We start from the raw sequence: 19,613 nt of genomic DNA on the forward strand, positions 1-19,613 counted from the left end.
TGACAACAGGGATTCTGGAGCGACCGGGCAACCCGACAACACCGGCGCACTGGCCGATCTGCGGGTGCTGGAACTGGGCACGCTCATCGCCGGGCCGTTCGCTGGCAGGCTCCTCGGCGATCTCGGGGCCGACGTCATCAAGATCGAGGCGCCGGGCAAGGCCGATCCGTTGCGGACCTGGGGTCAGGCCGAGCTCGACGGCGAACGAGCCTTCTGGACCGTGCACGCCCGCAACAAGAAGGCCATCAGTCTGGACTTGCGCGCGGATGAGGGACGAGAGGTCTTCCTCGACCTGGTCGAGCGGAGCGACATCATCGTCGAGAACTTCCGGCCGGGGACCCTGGAGAAGTGGCAGATCGGGTATGACGTTCTCGCCGAACAGAATCCAGGAATCATTCTGGCCCGGGTGTCCGGTTACGGACAGACGGGTCCGGCCGCGTTCAAAGCCGGATACGCCTCGGTCGCCGAAGGCGTCAGCGGGCTCCGCTACATCAACGGATTCCCCGGCGGCCCCGCGCCGCGGATGTCGCTGTCCATCGGCGACTCGCTGGCGGGAATGTTCGCAGTCCAAGGCGTGCTGGCTGCGCTGCACACCCGCCACCTCACCGGCCGCGGTCAGATCGTCGACGTGGCGCTCACCGAGGCCTGCCTGGCGATGCTCGAATCGACGATCCCGGACTACGACCTCGGTGGCGTCGTCCGCCAACCGTCCGGCACCAGGCTCAGCGGCATCGCGCCGTCCAACCTGTATCCGACCCGGGACGAACGATGGGTGATCATCGCCGCCAACCAGGACACCGTGTTCCGGCGACTGTGCGCGGTGATCGGGCGGGAAGACCTGATCGACGACGAGCGCACCCGAGACCATGTGGCCCGCGGCAGACACGAAGACCTGCTCGACGAGATCATCGGCGCGTGGGTCGCCGAACGTGACGGTGCCACGGTCATCGAACTGATGGCCGACGCAGGCGTGGTCGCCGGCCCGGTCAACACGGTCGCCGACGTCGTCGCCGACGAACAGTTCCAGGCTCGAGAGATGTTGGTACCGCACCCCGACGACCGCCTGGGGCGTGAGGTCCTCGGGCCGGGTGTGGTGCCCAAACTGTCGGAGACTCCCGGCAGCGTCCGGTCGTCCGGACCGGCAACTGTCGGCCGACACAACACCGAGGTGTACACCGGTCTGCTCGGGATCGGCGAGCAGCGTCTCGCTGAACTCGCTGCCGCCGGAGTGATCTGAGGTCCAGGGTGATCTTCAGCGGGCGCCGTCCGGCGCCCGACGAATAGAACGAAGCGAAGAATAGGAAACGAGATCTGATGACGACCATCGACGCCGTCGAAGCGTGGAACGGGCCGGGCCGCAGCGACGGGACCATCACCGTGGTCCGGCCCGAACACAACGCTCTGCACGAGCGCGCCGAGCGCACCGCCTTCGAGCACTGGTACTTCGACGCGCACCTGGACAACGGCTACACCGTCGTCGGCTTCCTGGTGAAGCGTCGTCCCGAGGATCCGCCGATGTCGCGGCCCTGGGTCGAGATCATCGTCTACCGCCCGGACGGCAGCAGACTGCAGATCGCGCAGAAGTATCCGGCGCGAGCCGCGCATTTCTCCACCGACGAGGCCGACGTGCGGATCGGCCCCAACTCGGCTCGCGTCGAATTCGACGAGGCCGGCATGCCCACCTACTTCGTGACCTTCGACGAAGAGGACGTCCGACTCGACCTCGAATTCCGCAACGAGATCGCGCCCTGGATGCCCGGACGAGGAGAGACCCAGTTCGGCGACGGCGGCGTCTTCGGTTGGTGCGTCGGGGCGCCCCGCGCCGCCGTGAGCGGCACCGTCGTCATCGGCGACGATCGCTGGGAGGTGACCGGCCGCGGCTACGCCGACCACAACTGGGGCGTCGGGAACATGCCCCGCGTCATCGAACGCTGGCATTGGGGCCGCCTCTACACTGAGGATTACTCGCTGCTCTACGCCGTCGTCGCGTGCAACGAGAAGTACGGCAACCTGCAGATCATGCCGGTGATGCTGGCCAAGGGCGACAAGGTCCTGCTGTCTACCGGAGACGTCGAATTCACGCTCGGCCCCTCGGTCTACGACGACGTCGCCAGACAGGACTACCCGCAGACGTTCACGCTCGAGGCGCCCGGAATGTTCCGGCTCGAGATGAGCGTCCGACAGGTGCTGCAGTCGCATTCGTTGATTGAACAGATCCCGGTGATCGGCAGCCCGCTGATGCGGCCGATCGCCGACCGGCTGATCGGCAAACCCGGCTACTTCCGATTCCAGTCGGACTTCATCCTCGCCGTGACACAGGACGACGGCTCGACCGAGACCGTCGAGGGCAGCACGCTGCACGAGTTGGTCGCGCTGAGCTGAGTGCCCAGACCCCTAGCGTTGGGGCGGAGCGAATGTCAGATATCCGCTTCCGGAGCCGGGCGGCACCGCTTCGTCGAGGGCGGCGAGGTCGTCGTCGGTCGGCGACCACAGCACCGATTGCGCATTCGCGGTGATCTGCGCCGACGACGTCGCTCCGGCGATGACCGAGTCGACCGTCGGCTGGGCGCGCAACCCGCCGAGTGCGACGTCGAGCATGGTGACGTCGCGTTCGGCTGCGAAAGCCCGGACGGCGTCGACGACATCCCAGTCGGCGGCCTCGTACCGGAACGACTCGCTGACCAGTCGTGATCCCTCTGGCGCAGGCTCGTGGCGCGAGTACTTGCCGGTGAGCAGGCCGTACGCGAGCGGAAAGTAGGGGAGCAGACTCATCCCGTAGTGCTCGAGTGCAGGCACGAGTTCGGCCTCGGCACTGCGGTTGTACAGCGAGTACTCGTTCTGCGCGGTGATGAAGTGCTCGCCGCCGATCGCATCGGCGACGCCCGCAGCGTCGGCGACCTCCCACGCCGCCAGGTTGGAGCAGCCGATGTACCGCACTTTGCCCGATCGGACGAGATCGGACAGCGCCGACAACGTCTCATCGATCGGCGTGATCCGGTCGGGGGTGTGCAGCTGGTACAGATCGATGTAGTCGGTGCCGAGTCGGCGCAGGCTCCCTTCGACGGCGCGCATCAGGTACGAGCGGCTCGCCCGGTTGGCCTGCGCGCCGGGGTAGAGATCACCGGGATCCATGCCGAACTTGGTCGCGATGACGACCTCGTCGCGGCGCGAGCCGAGGGCGTTCCCGAGCATCGTCTCCGACTGACCCGCGCTGTACGAATCGGCCGTGTCGAAGAAGTTGACCCCGTTGTCGAACGCGCCCGCTACGACGTCGTTCGCCGCCCTCTGGTCGATCCGTCGGCCGAATGCGTTGCACCCGACGCCGAGCGCCGACACCACGAGTCCACTGTTTCCGAGAGGCAAGTAGTCCATGCTCGGCACGCTACTCGCGGTGGCGGGGAGGGACTTCGTCAGCTTAGGCTGAAGACCGTGGCTGACCGGCAGGATGCGTGGCTCATCGCGGGCGAGGTACGGGTCGTGTTCAGTCGTCTGCGGCGACGGTTCCGGGAGGTCGCCGCCTTCGATGAGCTCACGCCGTCGCAGACCGCGGTCCTGAGCCGGCTCGCGGGACGCGAGATGTCCTCGAGCGAGCTCGCCGACGCCGAGCGGGTGCGTCCGCAGTCGATGGCGGCGACCGTCGCAGTCCTGACCGAGCGAGGACTCGTCGAACGTGCCCCGGATCCGAAGGACGGTCGCCGGCAGGTCCTTTCGCTCTCGACGGGTGGGCGTGCACTCGTCGACGGGACCCGCCGGACCCGCGACGAGTGGCTCGCGCACGCCGTCGACGAGCGCCTCACCGATTCCGAACGCGAGACACTCGCGGCCGCACTTCCGCTTCTGGCGAGGCTCGCGGACTGACAAGAACCCAGACCTGATACGAGGAGAGAAGGAACTGTATGCCGCTTACTGCGATCGACGAGAACGCCGCACTGGTCGTCATCGACCTTCAACGCAACATCGTCGGCGCGTTCGGTGCCGCCGCGCAGCAGACCGTGGCCAACTCGGCGGCGCTCGCCGCCGAGTTTCGGGCCGCAGGCCGGCCGGTCGTGCTGGTGAACGTCGCAACGCGACCACCGGGGCGCACCGACGCCGGCGCCGGTACAGGTACCTTCTCCGCGGAGGACATCGTGGTCGACGCATCGCTCGGGTCCGGTGCCGACGACCTCCGCGTCACCAAGCGAGCGTGGGGCGCGTTCACGAACACCGACCTCGACGCTCGGCTGCGCGAGCGAGGCGTCACCCAAGTCGTCATGACTGGCATCTCGACGTCGATCGGCGTCGAATCGACCGCCCGCAGCGCATACGAACACGGCTACCATGTGGTCCTCGTCGAGGACGCGATGACCGACTCGGATCCGGCCGCGCACGAGCGCTCGCTCACCACGATCTTCCCCAGACTCGGCGAAGTGACGACTACTGCGGAAGTCTTCGCGAAACTCCACGGATGAGAGACCGCGATCTGCGATCGCGGTCGTGACCGAACCGTCGGCGCGACTGGTCGCGGCAGTCTCGTCTACGGATCTACAGATAGGTGTCGGATCGCTTGATCAACGCCGTCGCGACCACGCTGATCACCGAGGTGGTCACCAGATACGCGCATGCGAGCCAAGGGGAGCCGTTGGCGGCGCCGAGCAGCGCAGTCAGGATCAGCGGGGTGAGCCCCGATGCCCAGATGCCCGAGAACTGGTAGACCACCGACAGCCCGGTGTAGCGGACCTCGGTCGGGAACAGGCTCGCGAACAACGTGCCCTGCGCACCATAGAACCACGCGTGGACCACACCGAACACGACGACGAGACCGACGGTGAACCACACGAGGTTCGCGGTGTCGAACAACGCGAACGCCGGATAGACGAGAAGACCGTATGCGGCGATGCCGGTGAGGTAGACGCGGCGCGGACCGTGGCGGTCGACGAGGATTCCGGCGAACGGCAGCAGTACCGCCATGACTGTCGCGGCGATACCGACGGACACGAGAACGGGGACGTCAGGCATGTCCAGGGTGCCTGTCGCATAGGTGATGGCAAATACTCCCCAGGTGTTGAACGCTGCCCCCTCGCCCCACCGCGCGAACAGACCGAGAATCGTGTTGCGGGTGTGCGGTGGCAGTGCCACATCCTTCAGTGGGGCCGACGACTTCTTCGCCAGCCTGTCGACCTCAGCGAATTCCGGCGTCTCCTCGACTCGGAGTCGTACGACGAAGCCGATCACGACCAGCACGATGCTGATCAAGAAGGCGATGCGCCACCCGTATGACTCGAAAGCGGCGTCGCCGAAAACGGTCTGCAGACCGGCGAATACGAGCGTGCCGAGGGCCAGACCGACGGCGAGGCCGATTTGCGGGATCGATCCGAACAGCCCACGGCGGCGGGCAGGTGAATGCTCCACAGCCAACAGAACGGCCCCGGCCCACTCTCCGCCGAGTGCGAAGCCTTGCACGATGCGCAGTACCAAGAGCAGGATCGGGGCGGCGACTCCGACCTGAGCATACGACGGCAGAACGCCCATCAGCGCGGTCGCTGCGCCCATCGTGACCATTGTCAACGCGAGTGTGCGTTTGCGGCCGATCCGGTCGCCGATGTGGCCGAAGATCATGCCACCGACCGGGCGCATCACGAATCCGACCGCGAATGTCGCAAACGCGAGCATAGTGCCGACGAACGCACTCGTGTCCGGGTAGAAGACGTCCTTGAACACGACGCTTGCGGCCGTCGCGTAGAGGAAGAAGTCGTACCATTCGACCGTCGTGCCCAACAGACTGGCGAGGACTACGTTGCGCAGGCGGCGGTTGTCGGGTGCCGACGTCGATTGCCCGGTTGTGCGGTTCTCGGTAAGTGTCACCGGGGTGATCCTAGGAACACGGCCCGCCGCCGCCAACGGAAACGATCATGGTGATCGTAACGTCGCCCCACCTCGTGACACCGTCGCCGTGGCGACGGTGTTGGTACTCACCGCATACGACTCGCGATCGGGATGACGAGTGGATTGCCCAGGACGGGGTCGACGATGACGCGGGCGTCCAAACCGAAGACGTCCCCCAGAAGACCCTCGGTCAGGACGTCTGCGGGTGGGCCGTGGACCGCGACCGCTCCGTTGCTCATGATCACCAGGTGGTCGGCGTACCGTGCGGCCTGGTTGAGGTCGTGCAGCACGACGACGACCGTGCGGCCCTCCTCCTTGTTGAGCCGGGCGAGCAAGTCGAGCACATCGAGTTGATGGGCGATGTCGAGGAAGGTGGTCGGTTCGTCGAGCAGCATCACGGGCGCGTTCTGGGCCAGCAGCATCGCTACCCACACTCGCTGCCGCTGACCGCCGGACAACTCGTCGACGCCGCGATCGACGAAATCGGTGATACCGGTGGCCGCCATGGCTCGCTCGAGGGCGACCTGGTCGTCCACCGACCACTGCTGCAGCAGTCGTTGATGCGGGAATCGACCGCGCGCCACCAGATCACCGACGGTGATGCCGGGAGGAGCCTGCGAACTCTGTGGGAGAAGAGCGAGTCGACGCGCGAACTCCTTGCCGCCCAGCCGCCGAATGTCGTCGCCGTCGAGCGTGACGTGGCCTTCGCTCGGTGTCAGCAATCGCGACAGTGCGCGGAGAAGGGTGGACTTCCCGCATCCGTTGGGGCCGACGATCACGGTGACTTCGCCCGCCGGAATGTCGACGTCGAGGTTGCGGGAGATCGTGCGGTTGTCGTAGGCGAGTGTGAGGTTCTGCGCGCTGAGAGCTGTCATACCCGGACCTTGTCCTTCCTCGTGAGCAGCCAGATGAGGTACATGCCGCCGATCACGCCGGTGACGCGGCCGATCGGGACGGCGGCCTGCACGGGAAGCGTCTGCGACACGATATCGGAGACGACCAGCAGGCAGGCGCCCATCGCCGCGGCGCCGACGACCGACACCGACTGCGAGCCCGTGAGACGGTTGACCAGTTGCGGCGCCGCGAGTGCGACGAATGCGATCGGGCCGCAGGCGGCCGTGGCCGCAGCGGCGAGAAACACCGCGGTGAATACGAGGACCAGACGCGTGCGTCCGGTCCGCACGCCGAGTTGGGCTGCGAGGTCGTCGCCCATCTCCATGATGCTCGCGCGTTTGGCGAGAACGCCGACGACCGGGATCAACACGAGGCATGCGACGCCGACCGTCGTGACGTGCCCCCATCCTCGCAGCGAGAGCGACCCGGCGCGCCAGACGTTCGCTTGTACCGCCTCGTCCAGGCCTCCGTAGGCGAGCAGGAAGTCGTTCACCGCCTGCAAGACCGCGCCGACGCCGATGCCGGTGAGGATCAGTTGGTAGCCGCCGGTCGTTCCGCCCTTGACCGAGAGGAGGTAGACCACGACGGCGGTCAGGACTCCACCGACGAATGCGCCGAGCGCCACCTGCAGATCTCCGGCCTGGTAGACCACGATCTGCATGATGGCTCCGGTGGCGGCTCCGGTGGTGAAGCCGACGATCTCCGGGCTGCCTAGCGCGTTCCGGGACACCGATTGCAAGACCGACCCGGAGACGGCGAGCGCTGCTCCCGCCAGCGCGGCGGTCAGCGTACGCGGCAGCCGCACACTGTTCACCACTCGGACGTCTGAGGCGTCACCCGCGTGGAACAGGGCGCGGAAGACGTCCACCGCGCCGATGTCGAGGGTCCCGATCGTCATCGCGTAGATCGCCGCACCGAGCGTCACGACGATCAGCAGGCCGCTCACCAGTGCGGTCCGCGGATGCACGACGACGTGCCAGCGGCCGACACGGACGAGGCTTCCGGACGGTGGTCGAAGATCTGTCAGCCGACCTCCTGTCATAGGGCGATTCTCGGTCATAGGGCTCGGATCGTCCGTCCACGCACGATCCACACGAAGAACGGTCCGCCGATGATGGCGACCATGATGCCGACGCCGATCTCGTGGCCGGGCGACACGACACGGCCGAGCACATCCGCCCCGATGAGGAGGAGGGCGCCGATCAGTGCGGAGTACGTCAGCAGCCAACGGTGGCTCACGCCGACCAACAATCGAGCGACGTGCGGCGCGGCGAGGCCGAGGAACACGATCGGTCCGGCCGCCGCCGTCGCAGAGCCGGCGAGAAGGATCACGCTGACGCCTGCCACAGCCCACACACGAGTCGGATTCGCGCCGAGTGCCCGTGCCGCGTCTTCGCCTAACGCGGCGGAATCGAGGGAGCGGGCCAGGCTCGCGGCGAGGGCCACCCCGACGACGGCCAGTCCGGCGACGGCCGCGAGCACGTGGTAGTCCCGGCCTGCCAGCGAACCGATCATCCACGTTCGGTAGCTGTCGTAGACGTCGCTGGTCGCGTTCAAGAGGACCAGTTGGGACAGGGCCATCAGAACCGCGGTTACCGCGGCACCCGCGAGGACCAGTCTGACGGGGCTGGCACCACGCCGAGCCCCGCCCAACGCGATGACGATCACGCCTGCGACAGCGGCTCCGACGAGCCCGAGCCAGACGTAGCCCCACGCATTCGTGACGCCGAGGAACGCGATTCCGGCGGCGATCGCGCACGCCGCGCCCGCGTTGACCCCGAGGATTCCGGGTTCGGCGAGCGGATTGCGACTCAGGGCCTGCATCAGCGCGCCGGCCAGGCCGAGGCAGACTCCGACGACGACGGCCAGGATCGTGCGTGGAACCCGCTGGAGTTGCGCGAGGAGGTGATGGGTGTTCGTCGGATCGTAGGAGAAGAACGATTCGACGGTCTCAGACGGTGGAATCGAGACCACGCCGACGCCGATGCTCACGAAGCAGAGAGCGAGGATCGCGAGGACGAGGGCTATCGCGCCGACCGCGCGACGACCGCCGCGCCGCGCTCGGGGCGAGGCGGTCGTCGTCGTGGCAGTCATTGAGTCACTTGCCGAAGTTCGCTCGTACGCCTTCGACGATCTCGGTCGCGCTGTACTTGTCCATCCGGAACGAGTTGGTGCCGAGCCCGTAGACCTGGTTGTTCTTGACCGCCGGCAGGTTCGCGAGAACCTTGTCTGCCGCGAATCCCGAGCGTGCCTTCGCATTGTCGGCGGACAGAACGAACGTTGTGCCTGCGGTGAGTTCGGTCAGATGCTCGTAATCGGCGAAGACGAAGTCCGCACGCGGCTCCGGCTGGTTGTGCCATGCCGAGTTCGGCTCCTCGATGGTGAATCCGAGTGCTTTGAGCAGCGACCCGTGCGGTCCGCCTGCGCGTCCGATGGGATTGGACCCGCCGGGGCCGCGGTAGGAGACGATGTCGGCCTCGCCTTCGGGCACCGTGATCGCGGACGCGGTGTCTGCGACGAGGCCGTCGAACTCGTCGACAGCTGTCTGTGCCTGCTTCTCGAGACCGGTCGCCTCGCCGAGTTCGGTGGCGAGATCCTGCCAGGTCTGGCCGCCGTAGTCGACGACGATGGTCGGTGCGATGTCCCGCAGTTCCGCGATGTTGTCGACCATCGCGTCCTGTCCGGTCGCGGCGACCACGATGAGGTCGGGTGCCGCGGCGATCGCTGCCTCGATGTCCGGGGAGCCGGCGGGCCACGCCTTCTGGACGCCCGCCTTGTCTGCGGCGTCGGCCCACTGCGGGAAGAACTCGCCGTTCGCGTCACTCGCGGTCGTCGTGACGGGGGCGCCGATCGCGAGGAGCGTTCCAGTGACGCTCACGCTGGTGGACAGGATGTTCTTCGGCCGAGACGGAATCTCGGTAGTCGTACCGTCCGAGTTCTTGAACGTGCGCGGCCAGTCGCCGCTCGACGTCGAGTCCTGCGCGTCCGATCCGGAGCCCCCAGACGAGCATCCGGCGAGAATCAACCCGACCGCTGCGACGAGTGCGACGAGGAGCGCGGCAGGGCGCTTTCGCACGGTAGACATGTATGTCATGTGAGGCCTTTCGGAGAGAATTGTGACAGATTACTAGGTATGCCTACCCTCAAACAAAAGCCCGCGTCCGGCGTATGCACGGCAGGGATATGAGCGATTCGCGACTGTTCGCCCGTCCGAATCCGGAGGACCGCCGACTGACGACGCCCCCGCACACGCCCCGTCCGCGCGGTGTTCAGGCGGCGACCTCTCCGTCGGTCGACGCGGTGCGCGCGGACCCCTCGCGAGTCGACGAGTTCTACGATCGCATCGTCGCCGAGGGAGCGCCCCTCGTCGAAGGTGACGGGGACTGGCGATCGTTCACGTGGGTGCATCGTGGGGACGCGAATCGGGTCGCCCTCGTGGCGGGCAAGCTCACCGACGACACGACGGTCGACGACGCCGTGTTCCGGCGGACGACCGGCACGGATCTGTGGACGCTCACGCTCGCGCTGCCGGCGCGGTGGCGGGGCACGTACAGCCTCGCAGTCGACGACGGATCCGTTGCGCCGAAAACGGACCCGGTCCTGAATGAGCGGCGCTCCCGCTCGCTCGGTGCCACCGATTCGTCGCGGCACGACCAGGTGAACGTCTGGTACGACCTCCTCGCCCTCGCGCGTCCGGATCCGCTCGCCCGCGAATGGTTTCGCGGCTCGTCCGTGGCGTCCGGGCCCGACGCACCGCCAGTGATAGCGACGACTGCGCCGGAGCGGCCCGGACGTCTCGTACCGGTCCGGATCGCGGCCGCCGGCGGGGGACACCGTGATGGGCACTGGGTCGTGCCGGCGAGTGCGGGCGCAGACGCAGCGGTGCTCGTCCTGCTCGACGGAGACCGTCTCCTGCTCGACGGCGAAGACGCTCTGGACGCCTGGGTACACACGCACCTTGCGCCGAACACGGTGGTTCTGCTGCTCGGTCATGGCGGTGTGCGGCAACGGGACATCGATCTGACGTGCAACCCTCACCTGGTCGCGGACCTCCGGTCGCTGATCGAGGCGGCTCCGGTGCCGGTCACCGCCGATCCTGCGCGTACGGCGATTCAGGGATCGTCACTCGGTGGGCTCTCGGCACTCTTCGCGCAGTGCGTCGCCCCCGATCGGTTCGGTGTCTCGATCTGCCAGTCGGGTTCGTTCTGGTGGCCTAACGCGAGCAGCGGGTATCCCGCGGAATGGTTGACCGATGTTCTCGACGACAGTGACGTCTCGCTCGGCGTGGTGCACCTGTCGGTCGGCACGGACGAATGGGTGCTGATCGAACCGGTGCGTCGGATGCGGGACGTGCTCGTCGAGCGCGCCGCGGTGCTCGACTACGACGAGTTCGCCGGCGGCCACGACGCCGCGTGTTGGCAGGCTGAGCTGCCAGGTGTGCTCGCGCGAATCGGGTTCGGGTAGCGCCCGGCGACGCGTCAGGCCAGTAGCTCCTTGACCATCGGGACCACCCTCTCGCCGTACAACTCGATGGACGTCCGCTGCACGGTGTGGGGGACCGGCTGGTCGTACTTGAGGTCGAACCGATCGATCCGCAGTGCTTTCAGGGTGCGTGCGATCTTGCGGGCGACAGTCTCCGGCGATCCGAGATACAGTGCGCCGTCAGTGATCTCGTTCTCGAAGTCGGAGGCGGTCGGAGCTGGCCAGCCGCGTTCGGCACCCATTTGGCGACGCATCGCGAACCATCCGTCGTAGGCGAGTTCACGCGCCTGTGCGTCGGTGGCGGCCACGAGCCCCGGCGAGTGGACGGCGATCGGTGCGTGCGGACGCCCGAACTCGTTCTGGGCGCGTTCGAACAGATCGATGTACGCGGCGAATCGCTCGGGTGCACCGCCGATGATCGCCAGGAACAATCCGAATCCGTGCTTGGCGGCGCGCACCACCGACTCCGGTGATCCGCCGACGCCCACCCAGGCCCGCAGCCCGTTCGCGGTGGTCGGGAACACCAGTTGGTCGGTGAGCGCGGCGCGGGTGGTGCCGGTCCACGTGACCGCATCCTCGGTGAGCAACTTCGACAGGAGATCGAGCTTCTCTTCGAATAGGATCTCGTAGTCGGCCAGGTCGTACCCGAACAGCGGGAACGACTCGATGAACGAGCCGCGACCGGCAACGATCTCCGCTCGCCCATCGGAGACCGCGTCGAGGGTCGCAAAACGTTCGAACACGCGGACCGGGTCGTCGGAGCTGAGGACGGTGACAGCCGATCCGAGGCGGATTCGCTCGGTGCGTGAGGCGATCGCCGCGAGCACCGTCTCCGGGCTCGACACCGCGAAGTCGGGGCGGTGGTGCTCTCCGATGCCGAAGAAGTCCAACCCGGTCTGATCGGCCACGACGGCGTCGTCCACGAGGTCGCGGATCACCTGCGGGTGCGGAACAGGCGCGCCGTGTTCGTCTTTCGTGACCCCGCCGAACGTGTCCAGACCGAACTCGATTGCACTCATGTCGGTGTCAACGTGGCGGGCCGGTGGGTATTCCCTGTTTTGCACATCCCTGTTCTGCACATCACTGTCGGGCATGGCTGCGCCGCCGGGTGCGCGTGCAGCAACTAGCCTATGAGGCGACAACCTGAGCTTGGCCGCCTTCTGCCGGTGGCCCGAATCGATTTGGAGACGAAGTGAACCTCATCGGCGTGATCGGTGGCGGCACCATGGGTGCCGGCATCGCAGAAGTGTGTGCCAAGGCTGGCAGCGATGTGCTCGTGCTGGAGACCACGCAGGAGTTCGCGGATGCGGCGAGCGCGCGGATCGCCAAGTCGATTGGCCGCGGCGTGTCCAAGGGCAAGATCTCACAGGAGGACGCCGACGCCGCGATCGCGCGCGTGCGAGTCACGCTCGACGTCGGTGAGTTCGCCGACCGCGAACTCGTCATTGAGGCGGCCCCCGAGGTGGAGGCCATCAAGCACGACATCTTCGCCAACCTCGACGATGTCGTGAAGCCCGATGCGATCCTCGCGACCAACACCTCCTCGATCCCGGTCATCAAGATCGCTGCAGCGACGAAGCATCCCGAGCGTGTCGTCGGTGTTCACTTCTTCAACCCCGTCCCGGTGATGCCGCTCGTCGAGGTCATCTCGACGCTCCTGACTTCGGAGGAGACCGCCGCGTCGGTCACTGCATATGCAGGCGACGTTCTCGGTAAGACCACCGTTCAGGCGGGCGACCGTTCGGGGTTCATCGTCAACGCGCTCCTCATCCCGTACCTGTGCCAGGCGATCCGCATGTTCGACTCGGGATATGCGACCGCCGAGGACATCGACGCCGCGATGAAGGGCGGCTGCGGCTACCCGATGGGTCCACTGACCCTGTGCGACACCGTCGGCCTCGACATCTGCCTTGCTGCCGCAGATTCGCTGTACGCCGAGTTCGCCGAACCGCACTTCGCGCCTCCGGCGCTGCTGCGCCGCATGGTCGACGCCGGCCGTCTAGGCCGCAAGAGCGGTCGCGGGTTCTACGACTACAGCTAGAACTCCTCGAGCTAGAAGCACGACTTCGGCACTTCGATTCGGCGTACGGCCGAAACGAAGTGCCGAAGTTCTCTCACGTGTCGGCTTGCATCCGTAGCCCTGCCAGGACGAGGTCCAGGCCTGCGCGGAACTGGTCGGCGTCGTCATGCGTTGCGAACTCGTCGACGATGTAGTGGATGAACGGATACTCGTCGGGGTCGAGGGACCGCCACTGGTCGGCGGCGCGCTCGATGAGCTGCTCGCCGGACACGGTTCCGTCGAGCACTTCGGCAGGGACCTGCTGGCCCAGGTCGGTCGCGGTGCCGATCACGAATCCGAGCACTGCCGACACCCCGTGGAAGGTCTCGCGCGGGTGCAGGCCCAACCGCATCACCTGCTCGCCGAGAGCTTCGTACATACGCATTCCGTTCGGCTGAGTTCCATTGTCGCGCATCAGGTATCGACCCAGCCAGGGTCGCTGGACGACCGCTTCGAAGAGGGCGATCGCGACGGCGCGCAGATCAGCGATCGGATCGTCGGAGGCGGCGAGCTCGTCGGTCCGCTCGACGACGTCGCCAAGGACGTGATCGGTCGCGCGGTCGAGGAGCTCGTCTTTGTTGTCCACGTACCAGTAGATGCTTGCCACGCCGCCACCGAGGCGGGCGGCGAGCGCACGGAACGTCAGCGCGCCTTCGCCGGACTCGTCGAGTAGGGCGATGGTCTCGCCGATCACGGTCTCCATCGAGTGCGATGCGCGACGCCTTCCGCGCCGCGGCGTCACTTCGTGTGCTGTTCGCGGTGTCATCGAACCTCCCTCTTGCATTCTATCGAACGCCGTTCTATCGTATGGAACGTCGTTCGATAACCGAACGGTGTTCGATAGAGAGGGGGTGCCCCATGACGGCAACCGCTGAGAGTGCACTCACCCGCACGTACCCGTCACTGCGCGCCGCGTGGATTCCGATGGCGGCCCTGTGCTTGGCCTTCTTCGTGGAGATGGTCGACAACACTCTGTTGACGATCGCGTTGCCGACCATCGGCCGCGATCTGGGCAGCGGTACGACTGCTTTGCAGTGGGTCACCAGCGCCTACTCTCTGACCTTCGGCGGCCTGCTGTTGACGGCGGGGTCGATCGCGGACCGTTTCGGGCGACGGCGCGTGCTGCTCGTCGGGCTCGCCGCATTCGGGCTGATCAGCCTTGCGGTCCTGATGGTCTCGTCGACCGGCGGACTGATCGCGTTGCGCGCCGCGCTCGGCGTGGCCGCGGCCGCGATGGCACCGATCACCAACTCGCTCGTCTTCCGACTCTTCAGTGACACGGCTCTTCGTATGCGTGCGATGACGGTGATGATCGTCGTGGGCATGAGCGGCTTCATTCTCGGTCCGGTACTCGGCGGCACGGCGCTCGCACACGTCGGTTGGGAATGGCTGCTGCTGGTCAATGCGCCGGTCGCACTCATCGCCTGGATCGGAGTCCGGATAGGGGTGCAGCCCGATCATGGTGCGGACCTCACCGAGGACCGACTCGATCTGCCTGGCGCGGTCTTGAGTATCGCGACGATCGGGCTGGGGTGCTACACGTTGACCGCGGGCATCGAGTACGGCTGGGGATCGGGTGCCACGCTTGGATCGGCGGCCGGAGCGGTCATTGCGCTCGCACTGTTCGTGTGGCACGAACGTCGGGCGGCGCAGCCCATGCTCGACCTGCGCGTCTTCCGCGACGGCACGGTACGCGGTGCCGCCATCGCGCAGATCGCGACGTCGATCGCGATGGCGGGTGTGATGTTCGGTCTGATCCTGCACTTCCAATACGCATACGGGTGGAGTCCGATGAAGGCTGGTCTGGCCAACCTCCCGCTGATCGTGACGATGATCCTGGGCACGCCGATCTCCGAGCAGCTGATCAAGCGCTTCGGCCACCGGGTGGCCTGCCTGATCGGCGCGGTGTTCCTCGGCGGCTCCATGGCGGGTCTGGCCTGGGGTGTCGACCACGGCTACCTCGCGATTGCGGTCTTCATGGTGACGCTGACGATCGGTCTGCGCACGGTGATGACCATCGGTGCGGTGGCGCTGATCGGTGCGATGCCCGAGAAGCGGACATCGATGGGTGCCGCGCTCAACGACACCGCCCAGGAGATCGGGACCAGCGTCGGGACGGCGGTGATCGGGACGCTCATCGCCGCGCTGGTCACCACGAGCCTTCCGGCGGGAACCTGGAGCAGCGAGTTGGTCGCGTCGTTCTTCCGCGGCGAGCGGATCGCCTATGCGATTCTCGCAGTGGTCGTCGGGGTGATAGCGCTCTGGGGAGCGTCCACGCTCACGGACTCCCGAGAGGCCGACGAGCACCCGTGAGCTCCCCAGGTGCAACCATGTGTGAATGACTGCAACGCTCGTCGCGAAGGACGTGTCCGGCGGGTACGCGCATCGCGTCCTGTTCGACCACCTCGACCTCACGGTGGCACCGGGCGACGTCGTCGGCGTCGTCGGTGCGAACGGGGCGGGGAAGTCGACGTTGCTGCGGATCCTGGCCGGCGAACTCGTGCCGTTGGCAGGAACGGTGTCGCGGTCGCCGTCGGACGCGTTCGTCGGCTGGCTGCCGCAGGAGCACGAGCGGGTGCCGGGCGAGACCGTCGGCCAGTACGTCGCCCGCCGGACCGGATGTGCGGCTGCGGCCCGCGCGATGGACGATGCCGCGCGGGTACTCGCCGAGTCGGACGTGGCTGGGCCAGATGCGGCCGACGTCTACGCGACCGCTCTCGACCACTGGTTGGCGACTGGTGCCGCCGACCTCGACGAGCGACTGCCCGCGGTGTTGGCCGATCTCGGCTTGGACACCGGCGACCTCGCGTCGGAATCGGCACTGATGGCCGGGCTGTCGGGCGGGCAGGCGGCCCGTGTCGGACTGGCCTCGCTCCTGTGCTCGCGGTTCGACGTGGTGCTCCTCGACGAGCCGACGAATGATCTGGATCTGGACGGACTGGAACGGCTCGAAGCTGTGGTCACGGGTATGCGCGGCGGGGTGGTCCTCGTCAGTCATGATCGAGAGTTCCTGGCGCGCAGTGTGACCCGCATCGTCGAGCTGGACCTCGCCCAGCATACGAACGCCGTCTACGGCGGTGGCTACGAGAGTTACCTCGAGGAGCGGGAGGTGGCCCGACGGCACCGCCGCGACGAGTACGAGGATTTCGCCGAGCGGAAAGCCGACCTCGTCGCCCGCGCTCGTACGCAACGGGAGTGGTCGAGCCAGGGCATGCGCAATGCGATGCGCAAGAACCCCGACAACGACAAGGTGCGCCGCCGAGCCGCGTCGGAGTCGAGCGAGAAGCAGGCGCAGAAGGTGCGCCAGATGGAGAGCCGCATCGCACGCTTGGCGGAGGTCGCCGAGCCGCGCAAGGAGTGGGTACTCGAGTTCACGATCGGGGCGGCACCGCGGTCGAGTTCGGTGGTGGCGACGCTCAATCAGGTGGTGGTTCGGCAGGGAGAGTTCGTCCTGGGTCCAGTCTCGTTGCAGGTGGCCGCCGGTGAGCGGATCGGAATGCACGGGTCCGAACGGTGCCGGGAAGTCGACGTTGTTGGCGACGATCCTCGGGAGGATCGAGCCGGACGAGGGAACTGCGGGGCTCGGTGCGAGCGTGGCGATCGGCGAGATCGACCAGGCGCGCGGCCGGTTCTCCGGTCCGCTGCCGCTCGCCGGACGCTTCGAGCAATTCGTCCCGGAGTACACGACGGCCGACGTCCGCACGCTGCTTGCCAAGTTCGGGCTTCGCGCCGACCACGTCGACCGCGCCGTTGACGATCTCTCACCGGGGGAGCGCACGCGTGCGGCATTGGCGCTGCTGCAGGCGCAGGGCACCAACGTGCTGGTGCTCGACGAGCCGACCAACCACCTCGACCTGGCTGCCATCGAACAACTCGAATCGGCGCTGCGTTCCTACGATGGTGCTCTGCTCTTGGTGACGCACGATCGTCGAATGCTCACCAACGTGCGGGTGGACCGGCGGTGGCACGTGGAGGACGGAAACGTCACCGAGTTGTGAGTCGTCTGATCACCTGGTCGGCGACGAGATGGCGAGACGATTGATTCGCCTCAGAGCAGACGGACGACCATCGGTTCTGCGCCTGCGGTGCGCATCGGCGAGATCTTGACCGACGAGCCGGACTGCGGAGCCTCGAGCATGGTGCCGTCGCCGAGGACAAGAGCGACGTGCTGTGTTCCGCCGGGACCGTAGAAGATCATGTCGCCGCGCTTGGCTTCTGACAGCGGGACCTGCGGGCCGGACGTGTACTGGTATCCCGAGTACTTGGGCAGGTCGATGCCGACGCCCGCGAAGCCGTAGACCATCAGGCCGGAGCAGTCGAAGCCGACCTTCTGGTAGTCGCCGTAGCTGTCGGCGACGCCGCCGTCGCGCACGCCGAGCGTCGGGCCGTTCGCGTCGCCGCCGCCCCATGAGTAGGGGACGCCCAGTTGCGACTTCATTCGGTTCACGACAACCTCGATGGCCTGGGGGCCTCGCAGGCCGGGACGGATCGCACCGCCGCCGCCTTGGCCGCCGAACAGGGAGCCGAGAGAACCGTTGCCGAGTCGGGTGAACGTGTTGCCATCACCCTGTCCGAACGGGCTGGTTCCGCCGATTCCGATCTCGTCGAGGAGTTTGGAGTGGGGGATCTGCTGCTGTCCGACGAGGCTGGCGAGCAGCGACTGACCGGTGTCGGTAGCGAGCTTGGCGGCGGCCTGGGCGGCCTGAGCCGCCACGTCGTCGCCCTCGACCGGCCTAGCGGGGATCGCATCGATCGCGCGTGAGAGACCGTCGGTCGCGGCCTTCGGGATGCCCGGAACTACCGGCCGCGATGCTGTCCCCGACTTCGGTGTCCCGGACTTCGGGGAGGAGGCGGGCTTGCCGCGGAGCTTGGCGAGGCGGGCCGCGAGGGTGTCTCGTTGCTGCAGCAGGTCAGTGCGTTTGGTCTGTTGCTCGTGCATCGCCTGCTGGGCGGCGCGGTATGCGGAGACGGCGTCGTCGCGGCGGTCGGCGGCATCTTGCGCCGACGCGACGCTCTGACGCTCGGTGATCTCGGTGGCAGCGACGCGGTTCGCTTGCTGATTCCTTGCTACCTGCAGTTTCCGGATCACGCGTTGCTGTTGGTCGGTGACTCGCTCGACGGCCGACATCTGTTCGAGGACCTTCTCCGGGTCGTCGGAGGCCACGTACTTGGTCATCGCGCCGCGATTGTTTCCCTGGCGGTAGACCGAGCGCACGAACGAGTCGAAGTCGCGCTGTGCGCGCTCGACCTCTCCGCTGACCTGATTCAGCGACGACTTCGCCCCGCTGTTGGCCTCGACGGCCAGTTGGCGGGCGGCGACCGCGTTCTGGAAGTCCACGAGCGCCTTGTTCACGCCTTCCTGGCGGGTGGCGACCGCGTCGGACAGGTTCGTCATCGTCTGGTCGACGTCGGCGATCTGATTGATCAACGACGCGACGGGATTGGCCTTGGAGGGCTCGGCGACGGCGGGTCCGGCGGCCAGCATCGCGGCCAGGAACGCTGCTCCCACCGTTGTGCTGCGCGCAGCCCACCGCGCGCGCGAATCAACTCGCATCTGACGTGCACTTCCTTAACATCTGTCCCCCTCGTAACACGAGTGTCTTCTGCACCGTACGTCACAGTGACGGGTTGTGAAACCCGAGGAAGGGAATAACAGAGGTGTTATTAGAAGCGGGGCCGGACTATGCTGCTCGGCTCATAGGAGGCTGCTCGGCTCAGAGGGCTGCTCGGCTCAGAGCGGAAGGTGACGGTGTGATTCGTAACCGGAGTTTCCGACGGCGAGTGCCTCGTGGAGCCTACGCAGCGCGTCGGCGCAGGTTGAGCGTTGCTCAACGTCCAAGGCGCCGAGGGCCGTAGACAACTCGCGCCTGCGGTGGTCGGTGACCTGATGGACCGCGCGCTGTCCCGTGTCGGTCAATTGCAAGGTGACAATACTTCGGTTCGTCGGGTCCGGAGCCCGGACCAGGTGGCCGGACGCGTCGAGACGGTCGGCGAGGCGAGTGACGGAGGATCCGACGATGCCGAGCGCCCGTGCGCAGGCGACAGAACTGGACGGCCCCAGTTCGTGCAGGACCCGGAGCAGCCGAAACTGGGGAAGTGAGATGTCCACACTGTCGACGCTGCGCAGTGCTAGACCGACGAGATCGCGCGTCGCGGTCTCGAACGCGAGCACCTCATCCGTCGACGCCCCGTCCGTTGATACCCCGTCTGGCGATCCTTCAGTCGGCGCCTGCGTTCGGTCGTCGTCCACCCCGCGAGTATCGCACGCGACGCGCCCGACGGTTCCTGAGTGTGGTTCCCAGGTTCGGTCCGTAGA

17 protein-coding genes and 1 pseudogene are annotated in these 19,613 nt (G+C 66.9%); 8 read left to right on the forward strand and 10 right to left on the reverse strand.

The features are described 5' to 3' along the window. The first annotated feature begins 49 nt into the window (after positions 1 to 49). Complete coding sequence (locus tag ACTIMF_RS11995; protein WP_442350555.1) at positions 50 to 1,237, forward strand: CaiB/BaiF CoA transferase family protein; 1,188 nt, start codon at positions 50 to 52, stop codon at positions 1,235 to 1,237. Between the two features lie 77 nt (positions 1,238 to 1,314). Beyond that, positions 1,315 to 2,382, forward strand: coding sequence for a lipocalin-like domain-containing protein (locus ACTIMF_RS12000; protein WP_442350522.1), 1,068 nt, complete (start codon positions 1,315 to 1,317; stop codon positions 2,380 to 2,382). A 12-nt stretch (positions 2,383 to 2,394) separates the two neighbouring features. Here the strand turns inward: ACTIMF_RS12000 and ACTIMF_RS12005 are convergent, their stop codons facing one another. Then, positions 2,395 to 3,372 carry an aldo/keto reductase gene (locus tag ACTIMF_RS12005; RefSeq protein ID WP_442350523.1) on the reverse strand — a complete coding sequence of 326 codons (978 nt, stop codon included), beginning with the start codon at positions 3,370 to 3,372 and terminating at the stop codon, positions 2,395 to 2,397. 57 nt (positions 3,373 to 3,429) lie between these two features. Between ACTIMF_RS12005 and ACTIMF_RS12010 the strand changes: the two genes are divergently transcribed. After that, positions 3,430 to 3,858, forward strand: coding sequence for a MarR family winged helix-turn-helix transcriptional regulator (locus tag ACTIMF_RS12010; protein WP_442350524.1), 429 nt, complete (start codon positions 3,430 to 3,432; stop codon positions 3,856 to 3,858). Between the two features lie 38 nt (positions 3,859 to 3,896). After that, a complete protein-coding gene (locus ACTIMF_RS12015; RefSeq protein WP_442350525.1) occupies positions 3,897 to 4,448 on the forward strand; it encodes an isochorismatase family protein in 552 nt (183 codons plus the stop codon). A 73-nt stretch (positions 4,449 to 4,521) separates the two neighbouring features. Here the strand turns inward: ACTIMF_RS12015 and ACTIMF_RS12020 are convergent, their stop codons facing one another. From ACTIMF_RS12020 to fepB, 5 genes are all read right to left on the reverse strand, one after another. Beyond that, positions 4,522 to 5,841, reverse strand: coding sequence for an MFS transporter (locus ACTIMF_RS12020; protein ID WP_442350526.1), 1,320 nt, complete (start codon positions 5,839 to 5,841; stop codon positions 4,522 to 4,524). Positions 5,842 to 5,948: 107 nt separating this feature from the next. Further along, complete coding sequence (locus ACTIMF_RS12025) at positions 5,949 to 6,737, reverse strand: ABC transporter ATP-binding protein (RefSeq protein WP_442350527.1); 789 nt, start codon at positions 6,735 to 6,737, stop codon at positions 5,949 to 5,951. After that, on the reverse strand, positions 6,734 to 7,798 hold the full coding sequence (locus ACTIMF_RS12030; protein ID WP_442350528.1) for a FecCD family ABC transporter permease: 1,065 nt from the start codon (positions 7,796 to 7,798) through the stop codon (positions 6,734 to 6,736). Before ACTIMF_RS12030 ends, ACTIMF_RS12025 begins: the two co-directional genes overlap by 4 nt. Positions 7,799 to 7,812: 14 nt before the next feature. Beyond that, positions 7,813 to 8,850: a FecCD family ABC transporter permease gene (locus ACTIMF_RS12035; RefSeq protein WP_442350529.1), complete on the reverse strand. Its 1,038-nt coding sequence runs from the start codon at positions 8,848 to 8,850 to the stop codon at positions 7,813 to 7,815. A gap of 4 nt (positions 8,851 to 8,854) precedes the next feature. Continuing rightward, positions 8,855 to 9,841, reverse strand: a complete 987-nt coding sequence (fepB, locus tag ACTIMF_RS12040; RefSeq protein ID WP_442350530.1) for a Fe2+-enterobactin ABC transporter substrate-binding protein — start codon at positions 9,839 to 9,841, stop codon at positions 8,855 to 8,857. 98 nt (positions 9,842 to 9,939) lie between these two features. Between fepB and ACTIMF_RS12045 the strand changes: the two genes are divergently transcribed. Next, the gene (locus tag ACTIMF_RS12045) at positions 9,940 to 11,220 is read left to right on the forward strand and encodes an enterochelin esterase domain-containing protein (RefSeq protein WP_442350531.1); all 1,281 of its coding nucleotides are present in this window, start codon (positions 9,940 to 9,942) and stop codon (positions 11,218 to 11,220) included. 14 nt (positions 11,221 to 11,234) lie between these two features. On the opposite strand, the gene ACTIMF_RS12050 is transcribed toward ACTIMF_RS12045, so the two are convergent. Continuing rightward, complete coding sequence (locus tag ACTIMF_RS12050) at positions 11,235 to 12,257, reverse strand: LLM class flavin-dependent oxidoreductase (RefSeq protein WP_442350532.1); 1,023 nt, start codon at positions 12,255 to 12,257, stop codon at positions 11,235 to 11,237. A 173-nt stretch (positions 12,258 to 12,430) separates the two neighbouring features. Between ACTIMF_RS12050 and ACTIMF_RS12055 the strand changes: the two genes are divergently transcribed. Then, entirely contained in the window at positions 12,431 to 13,279 is an 849-nt protein-coding gene (locus tag ACTIMF_RS12055; RefSeq protein ID WP_442350533.1) for a 3-hydroxybutyryl-CoA dehydrogenase, read from the forward strand. Positions 13,280 to 13,352: 73 nt separating this feature from the next. Here the strand turns inward: ACTIMF_RS12055 and ACTIMF_RS12060 are convergent, their stop codons facing one another. Then, positions 13,353 to 14,063, reverse strand: coding sequence for a TetR/AcrR family transcriptional regulator (locus ACTIMF_RS12060; RefSeq protein WP_442350534.1), 711 nt, complete (start codon positions 14,061 to 14,063; stop codon positions 13,353 to 13,355). A 92-nt stretch (positions 14,064 to 14,155) separates the two neighbouring features. Here ACTIMF_RS12060 and ACTIMF_RS12065 point away from each other — a divergent pair, with 92 nt between their 5' ends. Both ACTIMF_RS12065 and ACTIMF_RS12070 read left to right on the forward strand, forming a co-directional pair. Continuing rightward, positions 14,156 to 15,610 carry an MFS transporter gene (locus ACTIMF_RS12065; RefSeq protein WP_442350535.1) on the forward strand — a complete coding sequence of 485 codons (1,455 nt, stop codon included), beginning with the start codon at positions 14,156 to 14,158 and terminating at the stop codon, positions 15,608 to 15,610. 25 nt (positions 15,611 to 15,635) lie between these two features. Continuing rightward, positions 15,636 to 17,295: pseudogene (locus tag ACTIMF_RS12070) on the forward strand (ABC-F family ATP-binding cassette domain-containing protein). A gap of 50 nt (positions 17,296 to 17,345) precedes the next feature. On the opposite strand, the gene ACTIMF_RS12075 reads toward ACTIMF_RS12070, so the two are convergent. Together ACTIMF_RS12075 and ACTIMF_RS12080 are read right to left on the reverse strand one after the other, a co-directional pair. Next, positions 17,346 to 18,851: an NlpC/P60 family protein gene (locus ACTIMF_RS12075; RefSeq protein ID WP_442350536.1), complete on the reverse strand. Its 1,506-nt coding sequence runs from the start codon at positions 18,849 to 18,851 to the stop codon at positions 17,346 to 17,348. Positions 18,852 to 19,028: 177 nt separating this feature from the next. Continuing rightward, positions 19,029 to 19,469 (reverse strand): MarR family winged helix-turn-helix transcriptional regulator, encoded by a 441-nt coding sequence (locus ACTIMF_RS12080; protein ID WP_442350556.1) that lies wholly within the window; start codon positions 19,467 to 19,469, stop codon positions 19,029 to 19,031. Positions 19,470 to 19,613 lie beyond the last annotated feature (144 nt).

The organism is Gordonia sp. (in: high G+C Gram-positive bacteria) (genome assembly GCF_052106715.1).
In the GTDB taxonomy this organism is placed as follows: Bacteria; Actinomycetota; Actinomycetes; order Mycobacteriales; family Mycobacteriaceae; genus Gordonia.